This is a genomic window from Halomonas sp. SIMBA_159 (genome assembly GCF_046536035.1).
Lineage (GTDB): Bacteria > Pseudomonadota > Gammaproteobacteria > Pseudomonadales > Halomonadaceae > Vreelandella > Vreelandella venusta_A.
The window spans coordinates 192,596-218,619 of the sequence record NZ_JAWJBT010000002.1 but is presented as its reverse complement, the minus strand read 5'-3'; the positions used below and the strand labels follow the sequence as shown (position 1 = coordinate 218,619).

At 57.8% G+C, this 26,024-nt stretch carries 18 protein-coding genes; 4 read left to right on the top strand and 14 right to left on the bottom strand.

The window, feature by feature from the left end; all coding sequences use genetic code 11:
* Nucleotides 1-10: 10 nt before the first annotated feature.
* The 10 genes from pyrG to pilM all read right to left on the bottom strand — a co-directional run bounded on the left by pyrG (nt 11) and on the right by pilM (nt 14,804).
* Nucleotides 11-1,666 carry a CTP synthase gene (gene pyrG / locus R0J87_RS02250; RefSeq protein WP_404344869.1) on the bottom strand — a complete coding sequence of 552 codons (1,656 nt, stop codon included), beginning with the start codon at nt 1,664-1,666 and terminating at the stop codon, nt 11-13.
* A 234-nt stretch (nt 1,667-1,900) separates the two neighbouring features.
* Entirely contained in the window at nt 1,901-3,319 is a 1,419-nt protein-coding gene (locus R0J87_RS02245) for an FAD-dependent oxidoreductase (protein ID WP_404344868.1), read from the bottom strand.
* A 33-nt stretch (nt 3,320-3,352) separates the two neighbouring features.
* Nucleotides 3,353-7,795 (bottom strand): glutamate synthase large subunit, encoded by a 4,443-nt coding sequence (gene gltB / locus R0J87_RS02240; RefSeq protein ID WP_498884092.1) that lies wholly within the window; start codon nt 7,793-7,795, stop codon nt 3,353-3,355.
* 432 nt (nt 7,796-8,227) lie between these two features.
* Nucleotides 8,228-9,343 (bottom strand): 3-dehydroquinate synthase, encoded by a 1,116-nt coding sequence (gene aroB, locus R0J87_RS02235; RefSeq protein WP_498884091.1) that lies wholly within the window; start codon nt 9,341-9,343, stop codon nt 8,228-8,230.
* Nucleotides 9,340-9,906, bottom strand: a complete 567-nt coding sequence (gene aroK, locus R0J87_RS02230; RefSeq protein ID WP_404344865.1) for a shikimate kinase AroK — start codon at nt 9,904-9,906, stop codon at nt 9,340-9,342. The genes aroB and aroK overlap by 4 nt, the downstream gene beginning before the upstream one ends.
* The gene (locus R0J87_RS02225; protein WP_498884089.1) at nt 9,906-11,969 is read right to left on the bottom strand and encodes a type IV pilus secretin PilQ; all 2,064 of its coding nucleotides are present in this window, start codon (nt 11,967-11,969) and stop codon (nt 9,906-9,908) included. Before R0J87_RS02225 ends, aroK begins: the two co-directional genes overlap by 1 nt.
* A gap of 48 nt (nt 11,970-12,017) precedes the next feature.
* Complete coding sequence (locus R0J87_RS02220; protein ID WP_498884087.1) at nt 12,018-12,533, bottom strand: pilus assembly protein PilP; 516 nt, start codon at nt 12,531-12,533, stop codon at nt 12,018-12,020.
* On the bottom strand, nt 12,530-13,180 hold the full coding sequence (locus R0J87_RS02215) for a type IV pilus inner membrane component PilO (RefSeq protein WP_498884085.1): 651 nt from the start codon (nt 13,178-13,180) through the stop codon (nt 12,530-12,532). Before R0J87_RS02215 ends, R0J87_RS02220 begins: the two co-directional genes overlap by 4 nt.
* A complete protein-coding gene (locus tag R0J87_RS02210; RefSeq protein ID WP_404344861.1) occupies nt 13,177-13,746 on the bottom strand; it encodes a PilN domain-containing protein in 570 nt (189 codons plus the stop codon). Before R0J87_RS02210 ends, R0J87_RS02215 begins: the two co-directional genes overlap by 4 nt.
* Entirely contained in the window at nt 13,743-14,804 is a 1,062-nt protein-coding gene (pilM, locus tag R0J87_RS02205) for a type IV pilus assembly protein PilM (protein WP_404344860.1), read from the bottom strand. The genes R0J87_RS02210 and pilM overlap by 4 nt, the downstream gene beginning before the upstream one ends.
* A 193-nt stretch (nt 14,805-14,997) precedes the next feature.
* Here pilM and R0J87_RS02200 point away from each other — a divergent pair, with 193 nt between their 5' ends.
* On the top strand, nt 14,998-17,526 hold the full coding sequence (locus R0J87_RS02200; protein WP_498884082.1) for a penicillin-binding protein 1A: 2,529 nt from the start codon (nt 14,998-15,000) through the stop codon (nt 17,524-17,526).
* Nucleotides 17,527-17,633: 107 nt separating this feature from the next.
* Here R0J87_RS02200 and R0J87_RS02195 read toward each other — a convergent pair whose 3' ends face one another.
* The 4 genes from R0J87_RS02195 to lhgO form a co-directional block, all read right to left on the bottom strand.
* The gene (locus R0J87_RS02195) at nt 17,634-19,646 is read right to left on the bottom strand and encodes a TRAP transporter permease (protein ID WP_498884080.1); all 2,013 of its coding nucleotides are present in this window, start codon (nt 19,644-19,646) and stop codon (nt 17,634-17,636) included.
* Between the two features lie 105 nt (nt 19,647-19,751).
* A complete protein-coding gene (locus R0J87_RS02190; protein WP_498884078.1) occupies nt 19,752-20,246 on the bottom strand; it encodes a DUF1850 domain-containing protein in 495 nt (164 codons plus the stop codon).
* Between the two features lie 19 nt (nt 20,247-20,265).
* A complete protein-coding gene (locus tag R0J87_RS02185; RefSeq protein WP_498884076.1) occupies nt 20,266-21,225 on the bottom strand; it encodes a TAXI family TRAP transporter solute-binding subunit in 960 nt (319 codons plus the stop codon).
* Between the two features lie 155 nt (nt 21,226-21,380).
* Nucleotides 21,381-22,574 (bottom strand): L-2-hydroxyglutarate oxidase, encoded by a 1,194-nt coding sequence (gene lhgO, locus R0J87_RS02180; protein WP_498884074.1) that lies wholly within the window; start codon nt 22,572-22,574, stop codon nt 21,381-21,383.
* 109 nt (nt 22,575-22,683) lie between these two features.
* Here lhgO and csiR point away from each other — a divergent pair, with 109 nt between their 5' ends.
* The 3 genes from csiR (at nt 22,684) to R0J87_RS02165 (ending at nt 25,904) form a co-directional block, all read left to right on the top strand.
* A complete protein-coding gene (csiR, locus tag R0J87_RS02175) occupies nt 22,684-23,373 on the top strand; it encodes a DNA-binding transcriptional regulator CsiR (RefSeq protein ID WP_498884072.1) in 690 nt (229 codons plus the stop codon).
* A gap of 84 nt (nt 23,374-23,457) precedes the next feature.
* Nucleotides 23,458-24,636, top strand: coding sequence for an acyl-CoA dehydrogenase (locus R0J87_RS02170; protein ID WP_498884070.1), 1,179 nt, complete (start codon nt 23,458-23,460; stop codon nt 24,634-24,636).
* Between the two features lie 53 nt (nt 24,637-24,689).
* Nucleotides 24,690-25,904 carry a CaiB/BaiF CoA transferase family protein gene (locus R0J87_RS02165; RefSeq protein ID WP_404344854.1) on the top strand — a complete coding sequence of 405 codons (1,215 nt, stop codon included), beginning with the start codon at nt 24,690-24,692 and terminating at the stop codon, nt 25,902-25,904.
* Nucleotides 25,905-26,024 lie beyond the last annotated feature (120 nt).

Genomic DNA, 26,024 nt, shown 5'->3' with positions numbered 1-26,024 from the left:
GCTTCCCCCTTTATTCCTGAGGTGCGGCGTGTGCACGGGTGCGTGCAGCTTTATGCTCAAACGCAGCGTTCACAAACCCTGAGAACAGCGGGTGACCATCGCGGGGCGTGGAGGTAAATTCCGGGTGGAACTGACACGCCACGTACCAAGGATGGTCGGCAAGCTCGACCACTTCAACCAGCGACTGGTCAACGCTCTTACCGGAAATCACCAAGCCGGCGGCTTCAAGGTCGTCAATAAACTGGTTATTGACTTCGAAGCGGTGACGGTGGCGCTCAACAATTTCGTCGGCGCCGTACGCTTCACGGGCTTTGCTACCCGATGTCAGGTGGCAAACTTGCCCGCCCAGACGCATGGTGCCGCCCAGGTCAGAGGCCGCATCACGCAGCTCGATTTTGCCTTCAGCGTTGATCCATTCGGTGATCAAGCCCACCACCGGGTGCTTGGTGTCATGAGTGAACTCGGTAGAGTTGGCGTCTTTCCAGCCAGCCACGTTGCGGGCAAACTCAATGACCGCCACCTGCATGCCTAAACAGATACCCAGGTAAGGGATGTTGTTTTCACGGGCATATTGGGCGGTCAGAATCTTGCCTTCCACGCCGCGCTCGCCGAAACCGCCGGGCACCAGAATGGCATCTTTACCTGCCAGACGCTCGGTGCCGTGACGCTCGATGTCTTCAGAGTCGATGTAGTCGACGTTGACCTTAATACGGCCTTGAATGCCCGCATGGATCAGCGCTTCGTTTAGCGACTTGTAGGCATCCAGCAGCTCCATGTACTTGCCGACCATGGCGATGCTGACCGACTTCAGCGGGTTCAGCTTGGCGTCCAGCACCTTCACCCACTCAGAAAGATCGGCGGGCTCGGCTTCCAGGCGCAGCTTGTCGCAGACGATATCGTCCAGGCCGTGCTCGTGAAGCATCAGCGGAATGCGGTAGATGGTGTCGGCGTCTTGCAACGGAACCACCGCACGCTCTTCCACATTGGTGAACAAGGCGATCTTGCGACGCTCGCTCTCCTCAAGCTCCACTTCGCTGCGGCAAATCAAAATATCCGGCTGGATGCCGATAGAGCGCAGCTCTTTGACGCTGTGCTGCGTCGGCTTGGTTTTAGTTTCGCCAGCGGTCTTGATGTACGGCACCAAGGTGAGGTGCATGTAAATGGCGCGGCTTGCGCCCAGCTCGCTGCGGATCTGACGAATAGATTCTAGGAAAGGCAGCGATTCGATATCGCCCACCGTACCGCCGATCTCTACCAGCGCCACGTCAAAGCCTTCACCACCGGCATAAACGCGCTGCTTGATCTCATCAGTGATGTGCGGAATGACCTGCACGGTGCCGCCCAGGTAGTCGCCACGGCGCTCTTTGCGCAGTACGTGTTCGTAAACACGGCCCGTGGTGAAGTTGTTGCCCTGGGTCATTTTGGTACGAATAAAGCGCTCGTAGTGACCTAAGTCCAAGTCCGTCTCGGCGCCATCCTCGGTGACGAACACCTCGCCGTGCTGGAAAGGACTCATGGTGCCCGGGTCCACGTTGATGTACGGGTCGAGCTTGAGCATGGTGACCTTAAGGCCGCGGGCCTCGAGAATCGCCGCCAGCGAGGCCGACGCGATGCCCTTGCCAAGAGAGGACACAACGCCGCCGGTCACGAAGATATATCGTGTCATGGAAAACCTGTCGAAACGTGATCAAAAGGCGTAACAGAAAGCCACACCAGGATGGGACGACAGAATAGCAGAAGACGCCTTAAGGCTCAATTTGAACTGCAACGGCGACAGCTCTCGGTCGCGAGCTAAAGCTGCCTCCCACTCTAGCCACTGGCTGCACATAAGCAGTGGGAGGCCGATTTATCGGGCGAAGGGGTGCCGCAGGCACCCCTTTCCAGCCACCACTTTACAAGCTTAAACGCCCAGGTAGTCCAGAATGCCTTCAGCGGCCTGACGCCCTTCATAAATAGCGGTGACCACGAGATCAGAGCCGCGCACCATATCGCCACCGGCAAAGATTTTCTCGTTGCTGGTTTGGAAAGCGTACTGGCCGTGCTCGGGGGCTTTGACCAGATCCCATTCGTTGACGTCGATATTGGCGCTATCGAACCACGGTGCTGGGCTTGCCTGGAAACCGAAGGCCACCACCACCGCGTCGGCAGCAATGATCTCCTCAGAACCGGGCACCACCTCAGGACGGCGACGGCCGTTCTCGTCTGGCTCGCCAAGGCGAGTGCGTACAACCTTAACGCCTTCGACTTTCTCTTCACCGACTACCGCGACGGGCTGACGGTTGAACAGGAACTCAACGCCCTCTTCCCGCGCGTTCACCACCTCACGGCGCGAACCCGGCATGTTCTCTTCATCGCGACGATAGGCGCAGGTCACGCTGGAGGCACGCTGACGAATCGAGGTACGGTTACAGTCCATCGCGGTATCACCACCGCCCAGCACAACAACGCGCTTGCCTTCCATCGAGATAAAGTCGTTAGGATCTTTCTCAAAACCCAGACGACGATTGACGTTGGCAATCAGGAAATCCAGCGCTTTGTAGACACCGGGCAGGTCTTCACCCGGGAAGCCGCCCTGCATGTACTTATAGGTGCCCATGCCCAGGAATACGGCATCGTACTCCTGCAACAGCGTCTCGAATTCAATGTCGGTGCCGATCTCGGTATTCAGACGGAATTCGATGCCCATCTCTTCAAATACCGCACGACGGCGCTCCATGACGTTCTTTTCCAGCTTGAACTCAGGAATCCCAAAGGTCAGCAGGCCGCCAATTTCCGGGTACTTATCAAAGACCACCGGCTTGACGCCGTTGCGCGCCAGAATATCGGCACAGCCCAGGCCCGCCGGGCCCGCGCCTACAATCGCAACCTTTTTATCGGTCCACACCACCTTGGACATATCAGGGCGCCAGCCCATGGCAAAGGCGGTATCGGTAATGTACTTCTCAACCGAGCCAATGGTGACCGCGCCGAAGCCGTCGTTCAGGGTGCAATCGCCTTCACACAGGCGGTCTTGCGGGCACACGCGGCCGCACACTTCCGGCAGCGAGTTGGTTTTGTGAGACAGCTCGGCCGCTTCAATGATGTTGCCTTCCACTACCAGCTGCAGCCAGTTGGGAATGTAGTTATGTACCGGGCACTTCCATTCGCAGTAGGGGTTACCACAGTGCAGGCAGCGGTGCGCTTGGCTCGCGGCATCAGTCGGTTTGAAGGGCTCGTAAATCTCCGCGAACTCTTTTGCACGGGTATGCGCCAGCTTTTTTTGTGGGTCTTTACGACCCACGTCGACAAACTGAAAATCGTTATTTAAACGGTTGGCCATGATCTCTCTCCTCGAAGCGTAGGGCGCTGACGGTTATTGCGGCTGACGCCGAGACTGATCCAGCAGACTGCCAAGGCTTGCCGCCTTTGGCTTCACCAGCCAGAAGTGGCGCGCGTAGTCGCTGAAGTCTTCCAGAATCGCCGCACCGCGTGCGGAACCCGTCGCGGCCACGTAGGCCTCGATCATCTCGCGCAGGTGGCGGCGATAGGCTTCCATCGCTTCGGTGTTGACTCGGTGGATCTCGACCAGCTCGTGGTTGTACTTGTCCACAAAGCTGCGCGCTTCATCCAGCACGTAGGCAAAACCGCCGGTCATGCCCGCACCAAAGTTAACGCCCGTTTCACCCAGCACGCAGACCAAACCACCGGTCATGTACTCACAGCAGTGGTCGCCAGCACCCTCGATCACCGCGGTCGCACCGGAGTTACGCACGGCAAAGCGCTCGCCAGCGGTACCGGCAGCAAACAGCGTGCCGCCCGTTGCCCCGTAGAGGCAGGTGTTACCAATAATGGCCGTTTTGTGGCTCTCAAACTGGCTGACTTTCGGCGGCACAATCACAATGCTGCCGCCGTTCATGCCTTTACCGACGTAGTCGTTGGCATCGCCTTCCAGGTAAAGATTCAGGCCGCGGGCGTTCCACACCCCAAAGCTCTGGCCTGCCACACCGGTAAAGCGTGCGGTGACCGGCGCAGCTTCCAGGCCATCTTCACCGTAACGCTTGGCAATCGCCCCGGAGGTGAGCGCCCCAACGCTGCGGTCGCAGTTGGTGATCGTGAAGTCGAAGGTGCCACCCGACTGAGACTCAATGGCCTCTTTCAGCGCCGCCAATACTTCCTGGTTTTTGGCACCCGGATCGTGGGGCACGTTGCGGCTCACTTCGCAGAACTGCGGTGCATCTTTGGGTACAAAATCGTTGGCCAGCAGCGGCGTAAGATCCAGCTTGCGCTGAGACGCCGTACTGCCTTCGACTACTTCCAACAGATCCGTACGGCCAATCAGATCAGTCAGTTTGCGAACGCCCAGCATGGCCATCAGCTCGCGCACTTCTTCCGCGATAAAGCGGAAGTAGTTCTTCACCATATCCACAGTGCCGCGGAAGTGCTCGCCGCGCAGGAAGTCATCCTGCGTGGCAACACCGGTGGCGCAGTTATTCAGGTGACAAATACGCAGGTACTTACAGCCCAGTGCCACCATCGGCGCGGTGCCAAAGCCAAAGCTTTCTGCACCCAGAATCGCGGCCTTGATTACATCCAGGCCGGTTTTCAGGCCACCGTCGGTTTGCAGGCGAATTTTGTCCCGCAGGCCGTTAATGCGCAGCGCCTGATGCACCTCGGGCAGACCCAGCTCCCAAGGGGAACCGGCGTGCTTGATGGAGGTTAATGGGCTGGCCGCCGTGCCGCCGTCGTAGCCAGAAACGGTGATTAAATCCGCGTAGGCTTTGGCGACGCCGGTTGCAATAGTGCCAATCCCTGGCTCGGAGACTAGTTTTACCGAGACCTGTGCTTCTGGGTTGACCTGCTTAAGGTCAAAGATCAGCTGCGCCAAATCCTCGATGGAGTAAATATCGTGGTGCGGCGGTGGTGAAATCAGCGTCACGCCGGGCACCGAGTAGCGCAAGCGGGCAATCAGCTGATTGACCTTACCGCCAGGCAGCTGGCCGCCTTCGCCCGGTTTCGCGCCCTGGGCTACTTTAATCTGCAGTACTTCAGCGTTCACCAAGTAGGCCGGCGTCACGCCAAAGCGGCCAGAGGCGATCTGCTTGATTTTGGAGCTACGGATGGTGCCGTAACGGGCTGGGTCTTCGCCGCCTTCACCAGAGTTGGAGCGACCGCCCGCCTCGTTCATGGCCTGTGCCAGCGCCTCATGGGCCTCAGGCGACAGCGCACCCAGCGACATACCGGCGCTATCAAAGTGCGGGATTAGCGCTTCGATGGGCTCGACCTCCTCCAGCGGCACCGGCGACTCAGAAGGCTTGAGCTTCAGCAGGTCGCGAATGGTGGCTACCGGGCGCTCATTGACCAGTTGGGCAAACTTCTTCCACTTGGCGTAGCTACCCTCCTGCACGGCGGCTTGCAGCGACTTCACCACGTCCGGGTTATAGGCATGGTACTCATGGCCATGCACGTACTTGAGCATACCGCCTTGAGAGATGCCTTTACGGGGAATCCACGCGTCCTTAGCCAGCAGCTCTTGCTGCAGCTGCAGCTCGGCAAAGCCCGTGCCCTGAATACGCGAAGCCATGCCCACGAAACAGGTGTCCATGATTTCATCAGACAGGCCTACCGCTTCGAACAGCATAGAGCCACGGTAGGAGGCCAGCGTCGAGATGCCCATCTTCGAGAGAATCTTGAACAGCCCTTTCTGAAGGCCTTTACGGTAGTTCTCGCGGGCGTCTGCCGGGTTGCCGGTCAGCTCGCCGGTGCGGTGCATATCCGCCATGACTTGATATGCCAGCCACGGGTAGACCGCCGTGGCGCCTACGCCGAACAGCACGGCCATCTGGTGAGCATCGCGGGCGTAGCCGGTCTCTACCACGATGTTGGCATTGGGACGCAGCGCCAAGCGGCCAAGGTGGGAGTGAACGGCGCCCACCGCCAGCGCCGCCTGAATGGGCAGTTGGCCTTTGGGCAGCTCCGCATCGCTCAGCACCAGGATCACTTTACCCGCTTTTACCTGCGCTTCGGCTTCTTGGCATAGCGCAGTAATCGCCTGCTGCAAGCTGGTCTGCTCAGGGTCGTAGCCCAGCGGCAGCATGTGGCTGGCAAAGGCCGGATCATCCTGGCTTACCAGGGCGGTGAATTTACGCGGCGAAAGCACCGGCGTGGTCAAAATCAAGCGGTGAGCGTGTTCCGGCGTGGCCTTGAAGACGTTCAGCTCGGCACCACAGCAGGTTTCCAACGACATCACGATCGCTTCGCGCAGCGGATCGATCGGCGGGTTGGTGACCTGAGCAAACTTCTGGCGGAAGAAGTCAGTCAGCAGACGCGGACGGCTCGACAGCACGGCCATGGGCGTATCATCCCCCATGGAGCCCACCGCTTCCTGGCCGCTCTCTGCCAGCGGGCGCAGCACCTGGTCGCGCTCTTCGAAGGTGACCTGGTACATCTTCTGCTGCACGTTCAGTGCATCAGTGTCCATGGTCTGGAAGCGCGCCAGTTCGGTCAGCGCCGACTCTAGGTAGTTCGCTTCCTGCTTCAGCCAGCGCTTGTAGGGGTAGGCCGACTTCAGGCGGTCATCGATATCCTGAGTGTGCAGCACTTCGCCTGTTTGGGTATCCACGGCAAGCATTTGGCCGGGGCCCACGCGGCCTTTTGCTACGACGTCTTCCGGCTTGTAGCCGTAGGTGCCGATTTCGGAGGCCAGCGTGATGTAACCGTTTTTGGTAATCACCCAACGCGCCGGGCGCAGGCCGTTACGGTCCAACATACATACCGCTTGGCGTCCGTCGGTCATCACCACACCCGCGGGGCCGTCCCACGGCTCCATGTGCATGGAGTTGTACTCGTAGAACGCGCGCAGCTCGGCGTCCATGGTCTCGACGTTTTGCCAAGCGGGCGGCACCATCATGCGCACGGCGCGGTGCAGCTCCATGCCGCCGGTCAGCAGCACTTCCAGCATGTTATCCATACTGGAGGAGTCGGAGCCGGTGGTGTTGACGATTTCGTCCAGCTTGGCGATATCCGGCAGACGCTCGTTAACGAAGTTCGCCTTACGCGAGTTCGCCCAGCCACGGTTGGCTTCGATGGTGTTGATTTCACCGTTGTGCGCCAGCAGGCGGAACGGCTGCGCCAGCGGCCAGCGCGGTGCGGTATTGGTCGAGAAGCGCTGGTGGAAGACGCAAATGGCGGTTTCCAAACGCGGGTCGTTCAGGTCTTTGTAAAACGCCGGTAGATCTTCCGGCATCACCAAACCTTTATAGGAGACCACCTCGGTGGAGAGCGACGCCACGTAGAAATCTTCATCGCTGCGCAGCGCCTGCTCGGCGTAGCGGCGACCCATGAAGAGGTCGACATCGAAGTTTTCGCTGCTGCCAGGGGCTACAAATATCTGTTCAATGCGGGGCAGGCAGTCCAGCGCCATGGGTCCACAAACGCTTGAATCAGTAGGCACTACACGCCAGCCGAGTACTTCCAAACCACGAGCACTCAGCTCGCGGGCCATAGTCTCTTTGGCTGCGCTTGCACGGGCGTCATCGTTGGGCAGAAAAACTGACCCAACGGCAAAACGCTCGCCTAGCTCAACATCAAGCGCTTCTTTAGCAGCGGCACGCATGAACTGCGCGGGCATTTTCAACAGCAGACCGCAACCGTCACCGGTTTTGCCATCTGCCGCGATGCCACCGCGGTGGGTCATGCAGGTAAGTGATTCAATAGCCGTTTTCAGCAAGTCGTGGCTGGCCTGCCCTTCCATATGGGCAATAAGACCGAAGCCACAGTTATCGCGAAACTCGCCTGGCTGGTGAAGACCTCTATTCATGGGCGTGCCTCTAGTCAGCGTATTTTGTCAGCAGCGTTTTTATGGTATTGTTGCGGGTTTTTCTTTTTTTATGGGTCTTGTTACCCGCCCAAAATAGGGTGTTTTCCGCATTCGCTGCTGCAAGAAAATGGTCGCTCAGCATAGCGATTTGCCACCGCGTAGCGCAATCGTCCGGCGCGCGCCAATCACCCAAAACCCTTGGCAAAACCCGTATTTGCATTACCGTTCAATAAAAAAACGGTTACACTTCAATAGCTTGCACACATAAGAAACGATTTTTTAACGACAAAATTGCATAATTAGACTTTAGTCTAATTATGCAACAAAACCCCATGCCGATAGCGCATAAGGCATACGGATTACATCACTCGACCTTTCAAGCGACGGTTTGAGCATAAAAAAACCCGCCGTTAAAAGGCGGGTTGTTAACGATCAGGCGACCCCTTGCCCTCGGGGATAGTGGTCAAGTAGCTGGCGCAGCGTTTCTGCTGGCGTTGCATCACTCACACAGGCATCCCCCAGGTCGTTAAGCAGCACAAGACGCAGACGCGCATCCACGTTCTTTTTATCCAGCCGCATACGTGCCAGGAAGTCATCAGGCGACATTCCCGTTGGCGCGACCAGCGGAAGGCCCGCGCTTTCAATCACCTTTTTTGTGCGCTCAAGCGCATCAGCGCTGATCCAGCCAAGCTGGTGAGAGAGCGTGGCGGCCATGGCCATGCCTGCCCCCACCGCTTCACCGTGCAGCCAGTTGCCGTAACCTTGGTGCGCTTCAATGGCATGGCCAAAGGTGTGGCCAAGGTTGAGCAGTGCTCGCACGCCCTGCTCAGTTTCATCTTCCGCCACAATATCGGCTTTGATTTGGCAGCTTCTGGCAATCGCTTCTGCAATAACGTCAGGCTCCACTTGGCGCAGGGCGTCCATGTTCTGCTCCAGCCACGCTAGGAAGGCAGCATCACGGATAAAGCCGTACTTCACCACTTCTGCAAGCCCAGCAGAGAGCTCTCGGGCGGGCAGCGTGGTGAGCGTGGCAATATCCACCACGACCGCTTTTGGCTGCCAAAACGCACCAATCATGTTCTTACCCAGCGGATGGTTCACGCCGGTTTTGCCGCCTACCGAGGAGTCCACTTGCGACAGCAGCGTCGTAGGCACTTGAATAAATGCTACACCCCGCTGATAGGACGCCGCCGCGTAACCCACCATATCGCCAATCACGCCGCCGCCCAGCGCAATTAGAGTGCAGCGGCGGTTAAAGCCTGCTTCCAATAGCGCATCCCAAATGCGGCCAACCTGTTCAATGGTTTTATACTGCTCGCCATCCAGCAGCACCACGGTACGCACATCCAAATGATCGGGTAGCGTGTCTTCCAGCGCCTTTAAATAGTGCGGCGACACCGTCTCATTGGTCACAATCATGACCTGACTACCCGCGAGGTAGGGCACAAAGCTATCTGAGCGATTGAGCAGCCCCACGCCAATATGGATGGGGTAGCTACGCTCACCCAGCTCAACGGTTAACGTACGCTCATGGGCTTGCTCGGTCATTGGGATACCTTTTTGTGCGTGGCGCTGACGGCTTCTAACGGATCAACCAACCGGTATACGCGTCGTAGGATTTCATTTACAACGGCACGCGGGCTGCGTCGATCCGTGCGTACCGTAATATCAGACGTGGCGCGGTAAAGCGGGTCGCGGGCGGCAAACATATCGTTGAGCACCTGTTCGCGATTCGCGCACTGTAACAGCGGACGATTGCGGTCTTTGGCCGTACGTTTTAGCTGCTGCTCGACGGTTGTCATCAAATACACCACCGTGCCGCGCTCGCGCAGCGCCCGGCGATTCTCCTCTCGCAATACGGCACCGCCGCCGGTGGCCACCACCACGTCAGAGAGCTGAGTCAGCTCGCCAATCATCTGAATTTCTCGCTGACGAAAACCGGGCTCACCCTCGACATCAAAAATCCAAGGGATATCGGCACCGCAGCGGTCCTGAATGGCGTGGTCGCTATCGTAAAACGGGCGCGATAGCTCTGCCGCCAACAGGCGGCCTATCGTGCTCTTACCAGCCCCCATAGGGCCTATTAAAAAAAGATTGGGTAAATCCTGCATCAGCGAACCGCCAAACCATCATCAAGTAGTCGTGGAGTAATAAAGACCAGTAACTCTACCTTTTCATTGCTCTCTTCGGTATAGCGGAACAGTCGTCCCAACACCGGAAGGTCACCGAGAAGCGGCGTTTTGGCCATCTGGCTAAGCTGCTCTGTGGTCAAAATACCGCCTAACACCACCGTCTGGCCATTATCGACCAGCACCTGGGTTTCAATTTGGTTGGTATCAATGGGCGGCTCACCGCCAAATTCACTCTCGCGGAAGCTGTCGTTTTTGATCACCAAATCCATAATGATGCGGTTATCGGGGGTAATTTGCGGCGTTACTTCCAGCGACAGCTCTGCCTCTTTAAATTCGGTATCGGGATTGCCCTGGGCATCCACACTCTGGAACGCTCGCTCTTCACCCTGGCGAATCGTAGCGGTGCGCTGGTTGGCGGTAATAACGCGGGGCTGGGAGATCGTCTGGCTCTTGCCTTCGCTCTCCAGCGCTCGCAGTTCCAGGTCGAGCAGAATGTCCCCTGAGAGGTAGCCAAAGCTAAAGCCGGTGTTGGCCGCCGCCGTAGAGCCTAAATCCACCGCTAAGCCGCCCTGGGCCCGATTGATGCTATTAGGGTTGATGTCACGACGTGAGAACGTGCCGTCGTCGTTTTCTAGAAAGCCACGGGTACTATCAATTCCCCAGTTGACGCCCAGCTCCCGAGAGGCGGTATCCCGTGCAATCACGATGCGTGCTTCAATTTGTACCTGACGTACCGCTACATCGAGCCGGTCGAGGGTGCGCATAATATCGCGCACCTGATCCGCGGTATCTTGGATCAACAGCGTATTGGTACGCTGATCAACGCTGACACGGCCGCGATCCGTCAACAACCCAAAACCTTCTGCCCCACGCAGCAGTTGGGCTAGATCTTCGGCTCGTGCGTATTTGACTTCAATAAACTCTGTCACCAGCGGGGCCAGGGTTTGCTGCTGATTGCGCGCCTCGATTTCCTGGCGCTCAATATCCGCCAGCTCGCCAGCGGGAGCGACCACAATCACGTTGCCCTGCTCACGGCTAGAGAGGCCCTGGCTTTGTAAAATCAGCGCCAGCGCTTGGTCCCACGGCACATCGTTAAGATTCAGCGTTACCCGGCCGGTGACGCTGTCACTCGCGACTAAATTAAGCCCGGTAAACTCAGCCAGCGTTGCTAATACCGCGCGCACTTCGATATCTTGGAAATTGAGACTCAGGCGGTCACCCGTAAAGCTCTCACCCTGCTGTTGGCGGTCTTGCTGGGTAGATTGGCTAACCGGCTGTACTTCGACGGTCAGCGTGCGGCCGCTTTGCGACGAAATCATCGCGTAAGGGCCGTTGGTTTGCAGCTCCAGCAGCGTATCGCGCTGCCCAGAGCGGGGCGTGATGCGGGTAATGGGCGTCGCGAAATCGGTCACATCGTAAATTTGATTAAGCGAATCTGGAATATCGACATCGCGAAGCTCAGCCACGACCACGCCATTACTGCCTTCTCGCACTTGCGTCACAACGCCTTCGCGGTCAAAGGTGACCAGCAAACGGCCAGCGCCATCCGCACCCCGGCGAAAATCGATGTTGGTGACTTGTGGCCCTTCAGCGGTTTCTAGGCCGCTACTTAACGATTCAGGCAACGCGGTGTTCATAGCGGCTTGTGCGGATTGCGGCTCACTTGCCGCAGCACCCAAGGTAATCCGCAGTTGGTCCCCCTCCACGCGGGAGGTGTAGTCAAGAGGCTGGCTTAAATCGACCACCAAGCGCGTGCGCCCATTGCCTTCCAGCGCGGTAATGCGCTCAACGCCTGCGCTGTCCACGTTAATGCGGCGCTGTGGCAAACCGCTTTGCGTATCCGCCAAATCAAGCGCTAAACGCGGCGGGGAGTCCAACCGATACCCCTGCAGCTCGGCAACACCGCCGCTAAATTGCAGCACCAGCTCCACCTCACCGCCACTGGTTTGGCGCACATCTAGGTCGGTGAGCACAGACCCCAGCGCAACCGTGGGCATCAGGGCTAACAGTGACAGCGTAATTCGACGAAGCATGACGGCCATAGAGTGTTATCCGGTAACAAATAAATATAAGTGTGATCAGGGGTTCCGCTACTCACTCAGCGTGAGGGATGTTTGACGCTCCTGCCACCCTGCCTGCTGATTTAAAACGCGCTCTGTTATTTGTACTTCCTGCGGGCTAATCGCCGTCACCAACCCGTAATCGGTGCCCAGGTAATTGCCTTCACGTACGCTGGTGACACTACCATCTGGCGCACTGATTAGCGCTACTTGCTGCCCACCCATGCGCAGCGTGCCCACTAAGCGCAGCGTCTGGAGCTGAAACTGCTCTAGCGGCTCCGCTTCCCGCTGCTGGTCGGGCGCCAGCGCACTTTCAAAGACTTCCACTACATTAGCGCGCACGCTTTCGGGAGCCAGGAAAGGGCTGCGGGACTCACTATAGCGGTAATCCACCGGCTGATACTCGGGTATCGTCGGAATAATCACCGGGGGCTGGCCCACCGGCGTTCGCCGAATCTCTTCCATCACGGCATCTAACTGGCTCAGGTTGGCATCACTGCAGCCCGCTAAAAGCATCGCGATACTAATAGTGAGTAGACGCTTCATGGGGCAGGCGCCTCCCCTTCTTCTGCTTCTTCTATATAGCTATAGGTGCGAGCCACCAACGACATTCGCAGCGAATCGCCGCTCTGCTCGGCGGGCGCTAATGCTAAGTCGTGCTGGGTCACAATACGCGCTAGCTGGCTAATATCGGTGACAAACTGAGCCAGCTCGTGGTAACCGCCGCGCACCTGAATATCCAGGGGGTGCTCCACATAGTGGGTGTTACGCACGGTTGGCCGAAGACGAATCGTTTCGATACTTAAATTATTGTTCACCGCCGCATCGCTAATACTATCCAGCAGCGAGGGAATCTCGGCACTGGTGGGCAGCATGGCACGCATGGTCGCCATTTGCTCTTCAAGTGCTGTCAGTTGGTCACGTACCTCAGGCAAAAACGCCGCTTCAGAGACTTTGCTGCGGTATTCGCTCAAAAGGCGCGTCTCTTGCCGCTGCGCTGCTTCTAGCTCGGTGCGCTTTTCGCCCACCAGCCACCAGCTTAATGCGCCAAACGCCACGCAAAACGCCAACACACCGCAGAGCGCTTTCAGCAGCGTAGGCCACTCGCCGGCTTCTTTAACATCCAGCGCTTGCCAATCGAGTGTTTGCAGCCGTTGCCACTCCTCGCGCCAACGTTGTCGCCCCCAGATCATGGTGCCTCCTCACTTTCACGCGCATCCGCTACCGAAGATTGCACCACTTCAAACTGGAAAACGCGGCTATTGCCATCCTGACCGCTGGCCACTTCCGACAGCAGCGGCACGCCTAACCCCGGCATACTGGCGATCTGGCGCAGTTGATCCGACACTTGGCGCTCGCTGCCCGCCATGGCAGAAAAGCTTACCTGCTCCCCACTGCGGGTAAGGCGTTGATACACCACGCCATCAACGACGCTGGCAGCAATTTCATTAAATAGCTGAACAGTGCTCACGCGCTCCGCCTGTAGCGTTTGGAAAAGCGTTAGCTGTTCACCTAAGCGCGCAGCGGTTTGCTGGTAGCGCTGCACATCGGCGATTTCGTTATTTAAGCGCTCTATATGCTGGGTGATGTAGGCATTACGCTGCTGCTGCGCCGACAGCTGCTGCTGGTAAAGCTGCGAGACACCTAAGCCAAGCGCAACGCCCGCCAGCAGCATCAGACCTACCACCCCATAAAAACTCCGCGTACGCTTTTCGCGGCGTGCCTCCCGCCAGGGCAGAAGGTTGATATTGATGCTCATAGCCCGACCCTCATCGCTAAGCCTCCGGCGGTGAGCATGGCGGGGGCATCGTTGGTCAAGGCTTCCACGTTAAGGCGTTTATTGACGCGCATGCGCTGGAAAGGGTTGGCGATAGTCACCGACATACCGCTGTCTTCAGCAATGCGTTCAGCCAGGCCAGGAATGACGCTAGAGCCCCCCGCCAGCACAATGTGCTGCACCTCGTGCTGACGTCCGGCGGTATAGTAAAGCTGCAGCGAGCGCCCAACCTGCTGCACCACTGTTTCTAAAAAGGGGTTGAGCACTTTGTCATGGTAGTCGTCCGGCAGGCCGCCGCGCTTTTTAGCAAAGCCAGCTTCCTCATTACTCATGGCGTAGTGGTCGCGGATTGCATCGGTAAGCTGTCGCCCACCGAATACCGTGTCGCGGCTGTAGACGATATGGCCGCCGCGCACCACGTGAAAGGCATTCATATTCGCGCCAATATCCACCAACCCCACGCAGGCGGTGGGATCATTATCGACCTTTAACTGGCGGCGCAGCTCTGCCAGAGAACGCTCCATAGCAAAGGTTTCAACATCCACCGCGGCGGGCTCAAGCCCTGCGCGCTCCAAGGTTTCAGTGAGCTGCGAGACATCTTGCTGGCGGCACGCCACTAAAATAACCTGCTGCTGCTCTTCATCAAACGGCGCAGGCCCCAGGCAGTGGAAGTCGAAGGCCACTTCGCTGAACGGAAACGGAATATGCCGGTCAGATTCGGCGATAATGCGCTCCTCAATTTCATCTTCACTTAATGAGACGGGAAATTGGAGCGTTTTAGTAATGGCGGCACTGGCAGGCACCGCGACAGAGGCCTTCCGCGTGGAGGGTTTGGCATGTTCGACGGCACGGCTAAGCACGTTAGCCACGTCGTTAATGTCGCGAATACGCCGTTCCACTACCGCACCTTCGCGTAGTGGGCGTACGGCATAGCTCTCAACTTGGTAGTTATCGTTACACCGTTTGAGTTCAAGTAGCTTGACGGTGGCCGAGGTAATATCGACACCAATCAACCCTTTACTGGGTTTTAGTAAGCGCATGTTGAGTTCGGCTCCGCCTGCCTGTCGTGCGAGTTTCGAGGTTACATGATTTTTAGTTAAGGCACACGCCAATGCCTCTACGTCATATCAACACTGGTGGCCGCTGCCTCCCCTTCCTATAATGGCAGCCAATTGCGCGCTATGGCGGTTACACCACCATACCTACTCTTCTTTTCACGGGTGCCCACTGTTCATGACGTTTTTACGAACTCTTGTGCTGTCACTATTTTCGCTGGTTGTTGCGCTCTCAGGCGCGATCATACTGGCGGTGATTGGTGCCGCTATCTACTTCTCGCCGGGACTGCCCGACGTTCGCCAACTGCAGGATTTTGAACTGCACACGCCGCTGCGTATTTTCACCAACGACGGCAAGCTGATCGGTGAGTTCGGCGAAGAGCGCCGCATGGCCATTGATTTTGACGATATCCCCCAGGATATGATCAATGCGCTGATTGCTGCGGAAGATGCCAGCTATTTTGACCACGCAGGCGTCGACCCACGCGGCTTGGCACGCGCGATGGTCGAGCTGGTACAGAGCGGCGGCACCATTCAGTCGGGTGGTTCTACCATCACCATGCAGGTCGCGCGTAACTACATGCTGACCCTGGACCAGACCTTTACGCGGAAAATCCGTGAGATTCTGCTGGCCCTGCAAATGGAGAAAATCCTCAATAAAGAGGAAATCTTCGAGCTATACGTCAACAAAATCTTTCTGGGCAACCGCGCCTACGGCATCGCCGCTGCGGCCGAGACCTATTACGACAAGCCGCTGGCCGAGCTGAGCCTCGCTGAAACCGCCATGATTGCCGGGCTGCCCAAAGCGCCCTCGGCGTTCAACCCGCTGGCCAACTCTGAGCGCTCGCTGATCCGCCGTAACTGGATCCTGTTCCGCATGCGCGAGCTGGGCTATATCGACAACGACACGTATCAAAATGCCGTGCAGGCGCCGGTGACTGCCCGTCGTCACTACACCCAAACCGAAGTGGATGCGGCCTACGTGGCAGAGATGGCCCGCCAGTATGCGATTGAGCGCTTCGGCGATACCGCCTACACCGGCGGCTACCGTATTTACACCACCATCGACAGCGAGCTGCAGCCCTTTGCTCGCCAAGCGTTGGCCAACGGCCTGATTGCCTATGACCTGCGCCACGGCTGGCGCGGTGCCGAGCAAGAGGATATCGCTCCAAGCCTGCTAGAAGCCCAAGAGCAAACCAACACTCAGGGCCTGGAAGAGGAGCTGTCCGAGTCGCCTGAAATCCGCGAAACCGCCCGTCAAGCCGCCCAGCGCAGCCAAACGGAAGTGGACGGTGTTGAAGGCGATGTTAGTAATTGGCTACAGGTACTTGAGCGCACGCCTAACTATGGCCTGCTGCAGCCCGCCATTGTGGTAGAGAGCAGCGGCCGTGAAATGCAGGTGCTGACCCGTGGCGGCGAGCTGCAAACCATTGCCTGGAGCGGCTTAAGCTGGGCACGACCCTATTTAAGCCCGCGTAGCCGCGGAGCCGAGCCCAGCAGCGCGGCACAAATTGCCGAACGCGGCGATATGATTCGCGTCATCGAAGCTGACGACGGCACGCTGCGCCTCTCTCAGCGTCCGGATGCCGAGGGTTCTCTGGTCGCTCAAGACCCGCGCACCGGTGCTATTTTGGCGCTGCAGGGCGGGTTCGACTTCAACGCCAGTAAGTTCAACCGTGCCGTTCAGGCCCAGCGTCAGTCTGGCTCGATCTTCAAGCCCTTCATCTACCTTGCCGCGCTGCAAGATGGCGAAATGAACGCCGCCAGCGTGGTCAACGACGCACCGGTTGTACTGGATGACGGTAGTAACGCACTGTGGCGCCCGGTGAACTCTAGCCGTGATTTCCAAGGCCCGATGCGCCTGCGCCCGGCCCTGGCACGCTCGCGCAACCTAGTGACCATTCGCGTACTGCAAACCATGGGGCTAGATCACACTATTGAGTATCTGGAAGGTTTTGGTTTCGCTTCTGAGCGACTGCCCCGCGGCCTCTCGTTGGCATTGGGTAGCGCCAGCCTCACGCCAATGGAAATGACCAACGCTTACGCGGTGATCGCCAACGGCGGCTTCCAGGTCGCGCCTTGGTTTATCGAGCGCGTCACCCGCGATGATGATAACGAGCTTATCGATGAAGCCACTCCGCAGGTAGCCTGTGTAAGCTGTGCTGCAGGTCAGGAGACCGTCGAGATCGATGGCAAAACCTATCCGGTGGCCTCTCGCGTTGCAGACGCGGCTGCGGTGTACATCCTGCGCGATATGCTGCGCGACGTTATCACCTCGGGTACGGGCCGCGCGGCGCTGAGCCTGAACCGTGATGACATCGTGGGTAAAACCGGCACCACCAACAGCCAGCGTGATGCATGGTTTGCAGGCTTTAATAGCAACCTTGTCACCACGGTATGGGTGGGTAAAGACAGCAACGACACGATTGCCGAGTACGGCGCTAATGCGGCGCTGCCGATCTGGATTGAGTTTATGGGCGACTCGCTCGCGGGCACTCCGTCGGCACTTCCAGAGCGCCCCGCCACGATTGTGACCGCCCGCGTTGACCCGGAGACTGGCCGTCGCCTGCACGATGACCAGTCAGGCGGTATTTCTGAGCTGTTCCATCAGGATCACCTACCTGACTTCCAAACACGCCGTATTAGCCAAGAGCTTGAAGAGGCCAGCGGCTCTCAAGGCTCAGGCACCGCAGAGTCAATCTTCTAATTCACTAACAACCGGCTAGCCTACGGGCTAGCCACTTACGCAAAAGCCCGGAAACCTTAGGTTTCCGGGCTTTTTTATGCAGCGGCTTTTACGCTAACACCACGAGATTACCCCACGATGGGCGCCGCCTCACGCTTGCTGGCCTGCCAGTTGGCGGCAATGACAACCGTCATCACCACGACCCCGGCAATTTCTGTCCAGAGGTTTGGGTAGAACACCCCAAAAATCGCGCCGCCAATGGCCAAGCGCGGCAGCCAAGACATGCGCGTAAACAGGTAGCCCTCCAAAGATGCAGCAAACGCACAGAGCGCGAGCAAAGCAATGACCGCGTTCCAGGCCACCACCAGCACCGGCCCGCCAATAATGATCTCTGGGTTGAAGACCATAAACAGCGGAATCAGGTAGAGTCCTTTGGCAAACTTCCACGCCTGGAAGCCCGTCTCCATGGGTTTACTGCCTGCAATCGCAGCCCCGGCAAACCCTGCCAAGGCAATCGGTGGCGTCACGTTGGAGTCCTGGGAGTACCAGAACACCACCAAGTGAGCAATCAACAGCGGCACGCCAAACTCAGCGGTCAACGCCGGGCCAACCAGTACGATGAGGACGATGTAGCTCGCGGTCACTGGCAGGCCCATCCCCAGAATCAGGCTCGCTAACAGCACCATCAATAGCGCCAGCACCAGGTTACCGCCGGAGAACGCCAACATCATGGAGGAGAATTTCAGACCCAGTCCGGTTAGGCCTACCACCCCAACGATAATGCCCGCTACCGCACAGGCCATAGAGACCGCCACCGCATTGCGCGCGCCCAGCTCTAAGCCTTGCACCAGCTTCACCAGCCCCGCCCAAATCACCGACTTGGTGCGTTCAGCGGTTACCGGCTGGCCCTGCTTCGGTGCCACAAAGAAGTACCACAGTGCGTAGCGCAGCACCGCCACTGTCACCATGGTCACCACGGCGTAGTAACCCACCCGCATGGGCGACATGCTCATGGCGAGCAGCCAGACCAACACCGCTAGCGGTAGCAGAAAGTGCCAGCCATCTTTCATGACCTGACGCATCTGCGGCAGCTCGCTTTTCGGCAAGCCCTGCATGCCCTGCTTCAAGGCAATGATGTGCACGAACAGATAGACCGTCGCAAAGTACATGATCGCCGGCAAAATACTGATTTTGACAATTTCCAGGTACGGCGTATTGGTGTATTCCGCAATCAAAAACGCGCCTGCGCCCATCAGCGGCGGCATAATTTGCCCACCGGTAGAGGCTGCCGCTTCAATGCCACCCGCCTGTTTTGGCTGGTAGCCCAGCTTCTTCATCAGCGGAATAGTGAAAGCACCGGTAGTCACCACGTTAGCAATGGCACTGCCCGAAATAGACCCCATGCCCGCTGAGGCCAATACAGCGGCTTTAGCTGGGCCACCACGCTGGCGACCAGTGGCGGCATACGCCATATCAATAAAGAACTTACCCGCGCCGGTACTTTCCAGAAACGCGCCAAACAGCACGAAAATAAAGATATAGGTGGCAGCAACCCCCAGCGGCAGACCGAAGATGCCTTCTTGGCCCAGGTAAAGCTGGCCCGCTACGCGGTCAAGGCTATACCCACGGTGCTCCATAATCCCGGGCATCCACTCACCCAGCCAGGGCAACTCACCCCGTGGGCCAGCAAAGGCGTAGATAATGGCCAACAGGCCAATCACCGTCATACCGAAACCCACCGCACGGCGGCTGGCTTCCAGCACGGTCACCGTGGCAATACAGGCAACCAGAATATCGGTCTCGTTCCAGAACCCGGCGCGGCTGAAAATTGCATCCAGGTTGAAGACTAAGTAGCCACCGGTAATGAGCGCCCCGGCAAAAAAGATCAGATCAATCCCCCACCCCAACACACCGCGTTTACGGTTGGGCCCAAAGGCAGGGAACATTAAAAAAGCCAACAGCATAATCAGCGCCAGGTGAATACTGCGCTGGTAAAACAGACCCAACGGCTGGATGCCCGCTGAATAGAGTTGGAATAACGAAAGCCCCACCGCCACGATGGTGATACACCATAAAACGAAGCGGGGTTGAATCGCATTACCGCCCGGCATGACAACCGGTGGTGGCGTGGATTCGTTCATGAAGTCCTCGGAAGCGTTAGCTAACTTAGGGGGTTTAATACCCACTTAATTTTTATGAAACCGTAATGAGATAAGCGCTTAGTGATAAAGAGTAGCGGTTGATGCTTAGGATGCAGACAGCGCAATAGTGACGCGTTGCCCGGCAGCGCGCTCACTCAAACTTACCGTGATATGCTCGTGAGACGGCCATACCACGCGATGATTAACTGCCGTTGACCCCACCCGCAGCACGTAGCGGTTGTTGGCAACCGGCTCGTTAATCGCATTGATCCAGTACCCGCCCTCACCGTCGGATACCTGCTCACCACGCCCGTAAATATGCCCAAGCCCTGCGGCAAAATCCGGTTGATGGCTACGCTCTAGCTGCATCGTGCCGCCTGCGTTGCGGTAACAATCCAACACCGTGAAATGTTCCACAGAGTGCTGCCACTGGATGCACCAGCGGCTGCCGTCAGGCGCGGCTGCATCCACTAGCGTTTCGCCCTGCTCGGTCACCACCGTTAAGCGCATAGACGCAGCCGCCGAAGCGGGGGTAACCCCCGCTTCGGCGTACAAACCACTTACCACTAAGAGCGCCATCAGCAATCGCTGCCACTGCATGGCCGTGCTCCTTGGTCAATTACGGACGCAGACGGTCCGGAATCTCGGCACCAACTTCTTCAAAGTAGCGAACCGCACCTGGGTGCAGCGGTACAGGCGTTGAGTCCATGGTGAATTCAATGGTGGTGTCGTTAGCCGCCGGGTGAACAGCAATCAGCTCATCGGTGTTTTCAAACAGCAGTTGAGTCAATTGGTAGGCCAGCTCTTCATCCATATCAGAGTTCACAACCAGTACGTTGGGAATACCAATGGTCTGAACCGCTTCATCCATGCCGTCGTACATGCCTGCGGCCAGTTCGTAAGGAGCGAATACTGCTTCCTCCGCCTGGGCGTTGGCAATTTCTTCATCCGACAGGCCAATCAGGCGGATATCGCGGGTAGCAGCAAGGTTCAGAATAGAGCTGGTGGGCGGCCCAACGCTCCAGAAACCGGCATCGATATCGCCATCACGAATCGCATCGGCGGTTTCGTTGAAGTTCAGGCGCTGAGGAGTGAAATCTTCGTAGCTGACGCCGTTGGCTTCCAGCAGGGCACGGGCGTTTAGCTCGGTGCCGCTACCCGGTGCGCCTACAGAGACACGCTTACCGGCTAGGTCCGCAATGCTCTGAATGTCAGACTCCGCCAGGGTGACGAGCTGAACAGCATTGGGATACACAGACGCCAGCGCGCGGGTGTTCTCAATTTGGCGGCCTTCGAAATCGCCGGTACCGGTGTAGGCTTGGTAGACCGTATCGGCCAGAGCCAGCGCCATATCGGCATCGCCGCGCATGATCAGGCCCATATTCTCAACAGATGCACCGGTTACTTCGGCGGTCGCCTGAGCGCCTTCGATGTGGTTGTTGATCATTTCAGCAAAGCCGCCGCCGATGGGGTAGTACACCCCGCCGGTGCCACCGGTGGCAATCGAGAGCTGCTGTGCGCTGGCAGGCAGCGCCACGGCTAACATGGATGCAGCTACGGTATATTTTAGAGTTCGCATGAGCGTTTCCTCCGTCCTGCTTGGACTTATAGGTATGGTTGACGTAAAGGAGGTGTGAAGCCCCAGCCCCGGCTCGCCATTACGGCTGCCCGGGGCGGTGCCAAGAAGTTAGCACGGCTAGTGCGTGGGATGCTAATACAAGCCACGCTCTCAGCTTAGTTCACCAAGGTGTTGACCTGCTCCACTATATGGGCACCAATCGGCAGCGCCGAGGTCGCCGCAGGCGACGGGGCATTGCCCACGTTCACCGTACGTTTGGTATTCACAAACAGAAAATCATCCACCAGTTTGCCGTCGTTGGAGACCGCCTGAGCGCGCACCCCCGCTGGATAAGGCGTTAAATCTTGAAGCGTTAAGCTGGGGCAGTACTTGCGCACCAGCTCAAGATAACCGCGCTTATAAAGCGAGTTTTTCATCTCAAACAGCCCTGGTTTTAAATGCTTACCTAACACTTTCAAAATACCGGGATGGGTGAACATCTGACCCATATCGCTTAACGACATATCCTGCTTACGGTAACCCTCGCGCTTCAGCGCCAGCACTGCGTTAGGGCCAACGGTCACCGTGCCATCAATCATGCGCGTTAAATGAACGCCCAAGAACGGCATGGCGGGATCAGGAATGGGGTAAATCAGGTGGTTGACGATCTGGTTGTGGCGCTCGGGCAGCAGGTAGTATTCGCCGCGAAAGGGGCAGATCGTAAAGCCCGGGTCTTTGCCCAGCATACGAATCACCCGATCCGCCATCAGGCCAGAACAAGAGACCAGATAGCGGCCGGTAAACGTTTCCTGCTGAGTTGTCACCACCACTTCATCGGCGCGCTCTTCAAGGCCGGTCACGCAGTGGTTAAAGCGGATCTCACCGCCGAGGCGTGTAAACTCCGCCGCCATGGCGCGGGTCACCTCGGCATAGTTCACGATGCCGCTGGAGGGCACGAAAATGCCCGCCACGCCGGTGATATTAGGCTCGCGCTCTTTGAGTGCATCGGCTTCCAGCCACTCCCGCTCCAGCCCGTTGGCGGCGGTGCGCTCCCACAATGCCTCCATACGCTGCTTTTCAAGGTCATTGGTGGCTACCAGCAATTTGCCGCAAATGTCGTAGCGCACGTTGTGCTGGTCGCAAAACTCACGCGTGGCGCGGTTGCCTTCCAGGCAAAACTTCGCTTTCAGGCTGCCCGGCGTGTAGTACACCCCCGCGTGAATCACCCCGCTGTTGTGGCCAGTTTGATGCTGGGCCGCCCCCGACTCTTTCTCAACCACCAGCAGGCGCTTATCCGGATAGGCCTGTTGCAGCTGCATAGCGGTGGAGAAGCCCAAAATACCGCCGCCCACAATGATGAAATCCCACATGAATGTCGTTACCTGTGCCAAATTTTCAAAATTTATTGATAATAGCCGTTAATTCACGTTGATCGCCACGCCCCTACATTGGTCTAACACGTTGGTCTAAGGAGTTCTTATGGAGCACGATGCGCCGCGCCAAAACCTCGCGATTAGCGCCTACCACGCGCTTAAGCACGACATCATTCGCGGCCGCTACGCGCCTGAAGAAAAGCTCTTAATGAGCCGCTTAAAAGAGTATTACGGAGTGAGCACGGGGCCGCTGCGCGAAGCGCTTTCTCAACTGGTGGCTGACCGCTTAGTGGTAGCGATTAGCCAGCGCGGCTATCGGGTGGCGGCGATGTCGCTGGCCGAACTGAACGATATCTACGATGCCCGCGCCCAGTTAGAAGGGCTAATTTTGCGCTTAGCGATCGAGCGCGGCGATGACGATTGGGAAGCCAACGTGCTGGCTACCGCCCACCGCTTAGCCAAGGTAACCGAGGTTAGCTCCCCCGATGAATTGCTGGACGGCTGGGATTTACGCCACAAAGCATTTCACACCGCCATCGCCAGTGGCTGTAACTCGCCCCATCTGCTGCAAATGCGCGACACCCTGTTTGATCAGGTAGAGCGCTACCGCCACTTATGGCTGCAAGAGACCGTCATGTCGCCCCAAGCCCTTGACACCAAACGCCAAGAGCATGCCGCCCTGGTCGACGTGATTCTGGCGCGAAATGCTGAGCAAGCCGCCAACCTGATGCGTGACCACCTAATGACGCCGGTGCCAATCATTACTCGGGTACTTCAAGCGCGAGGCATCCGTTAAATTCTGCGTTTTAAAAAAATGTAGATATTTTTAAATAACGGCGATACATTGGGCTCAACAAGATCACTATTCGGAGTTCACGCCATGACACGCTTTAACTGGGACGACCCGCTACTGCTGGAAAGCCAGCTCACCGACGAAGAGCGCCAGATCCGCGATGCGGCTCACGACTACTGCCAGGAAAACCTGCAGCCACGCGTGCTCAGCGCGTTTCGTGAAGAGCGTTTTGACCGCGACATCATGTCGGAGATGGGTGAACTAGGCCTGTTAGGCGCGACGGTTTCCCCGGAGTACGGCGGTGCAGGCGTGAATCACGTGGCCTACGGCCTGATTGCCCGCGAAGTAGAGCGTGTCGATTCCGGCTACCGTTCTGCCATGAGCGTGCAGTCGTCGCTGGTGATGTACCCCATTGAAGCCTACGGCTCTGAAGAGCAGAAGCATAAGTACCTGCCCAAGCTTGCCAGCGGCGAGATGGTCGGCTGCTTTGGCCTGACCGAACCCGACCACGGCTCCGACCCGGGCTCCATGATCACCCGTGCGGAAAAAGTGGATGGCGGCTACCGCCTGACCGGCGCGAAAATGTGGATCACCAACAGCCCGATTGCCAATATTGCCGTGGTATGGGCGAAATCCGCCGCCCACGATAACCAGATTAAAGGCTTTATTGTTGAGCGCGGCACCGAAGGCTTTTCCACGCCCAAAATCGAAGGCAAAGTATCGCTGCGCGCCTCTATCACCGGCGAGATCGTGCTGGACAGCGCCTTCGTTCCCGAAGAGAACCTGCTGCCTAACGTTAGCGGCCTGAAAGGCCCCTTCGGCTGCTTGAACAAAGCCCGCTACGGCATTGCCTGGGGCGTGATGGGCACCGCCGAATTCTGCTGGCACGCCGCCCGCCAATACACTCTGGATCGCAAGCAGTTTGGCCGCCCGCTCGCCGCCAACCAGCTCATCCAGAAGAAGCTGGCCGATATGCAGACGGAGATCACCCTAGGCCTTCAAGCCGCCCTGCAGGTGGGTCGCCTGATGGACAGCGGCAACTGGGCGCCGGAAATGATCTCGCTGATCAAGCGCAACAACTGCGGTAAAGCGCTGGATATCGCCCGCGTTTCCCGCGACATGCACGGCGGTAACGGCGTGTCTGACGAGTACGGCGTGATTCGTCACATGGTGAACCTGGAGTCCGTGAATACCTATGAAGGTACCCACGATGTGCACGCCCTGATTCTGGGCCGCGCGCAAACCGGCATTCAGTCCTTCTTCTAATCCATACCGACTAACGCATACCAACGAATCGATCACCAGCAACGAGGCACCCGATGAGCACAGCCGCGAAGCCACTAGCAGGCATTAAAGTACTCGATATCTCTCGGGTACTGGCAGGCCCCTGGTGCGGGCAGATGCTAGCCGACATGGGTGCCGAGGTGATCAAAATCGAGCGCCCCCAAAGCGGTGATGACACGCGCCACTGGGGGCCTCCGTGGCTCTCCGGCAGCACGGAATCAGCGTACTACCTGTGCGCCAATCGCGGTAAGCGCTCGGTGACGGTAGATATGGCCAAGCCCGAAGGCCAGGCGCTGATCAAACAGCTTGCCGCTCAGTCGGATGTGGTGCTGGAGAACTTCAAAGTCGGCGGGCTAAAGAAGTACGGCCTAGATTACGCCAGTTTAAAGGCGCTCAACCCCGGCATTATCTACTGCTCGATTACCGGCTTTGGCCAGGAAAGCCCCTACGCCCACCGGGCGGGCTACGACTTTATGATTCAGGCCATGGGCGGCATTATGAGCCTGACTGGCAAGCCGGACGGCGAACCCGGCGGCGGCCCGGTCAAAAGCGGCGTGGCGTTTACCGATATCTTTACCGGTTTGTATGCGGCCAACGCAGTGCTGGCAGCGCTCTACCAGCGCCGCGACACCGGCGAAGGCTGCCACATTGATTTGGCACTGATGGATGTTCAAGTAGGCGTGCTGGCGAACCAGGCGCTTAACTATCTGACCTCCGGTCAGGTGCCTCAGCGGTTGGGCAACGCCCATCCTAATATCGTGCCCTACCAAGCGTTTGCCACGGCGGATGGCCATATGATTGTGGCGGTGGGCAACGACGAGCAGTTCAAGCGCTTCTGCCAGGTCATTGATCAACCCCAGCTTGCCTCAGATGAGCGCTTTGCGACCAACGGCAGTCGAGTACAGCATCGTGACGTTTTGGTGCCGCTACTGGAGCTCGCCCTCGCCGCGCAGCCAACCGACACCTGGCTCTCGGCATTTGAAACGGTAGGCGTGCCCTGCGGGCCGATTAATACGCTGGATCGCGTCTTTGACGACCCCCACGTGAAAGCTCGCGGCCTGAAGCAGACGCTGCCCCATCGCCAAGCAGGGGAAGTGCACTTAGTGGCGAACCCGATTCGCATTAACGGCGAATCCATCAGTGCCCAAACCGCACCGCCGACCCTCGGCGAGCACACCGACAGCGTGCTGGATGCCATCGGCATCACCGATGAACAGCGCTTAGCATTACGCCAGGCAGGCATTATTTAGCCACTTACGATTAGCACGCACTTCTCTTAAAACGCTCTGAAGGGCGTTTTTTTTGTTGGCTAAGCGTGCTTGAACAGCTCCCAACCTTTCTGTACAAAACCTATACAGGCAATCCTCAAA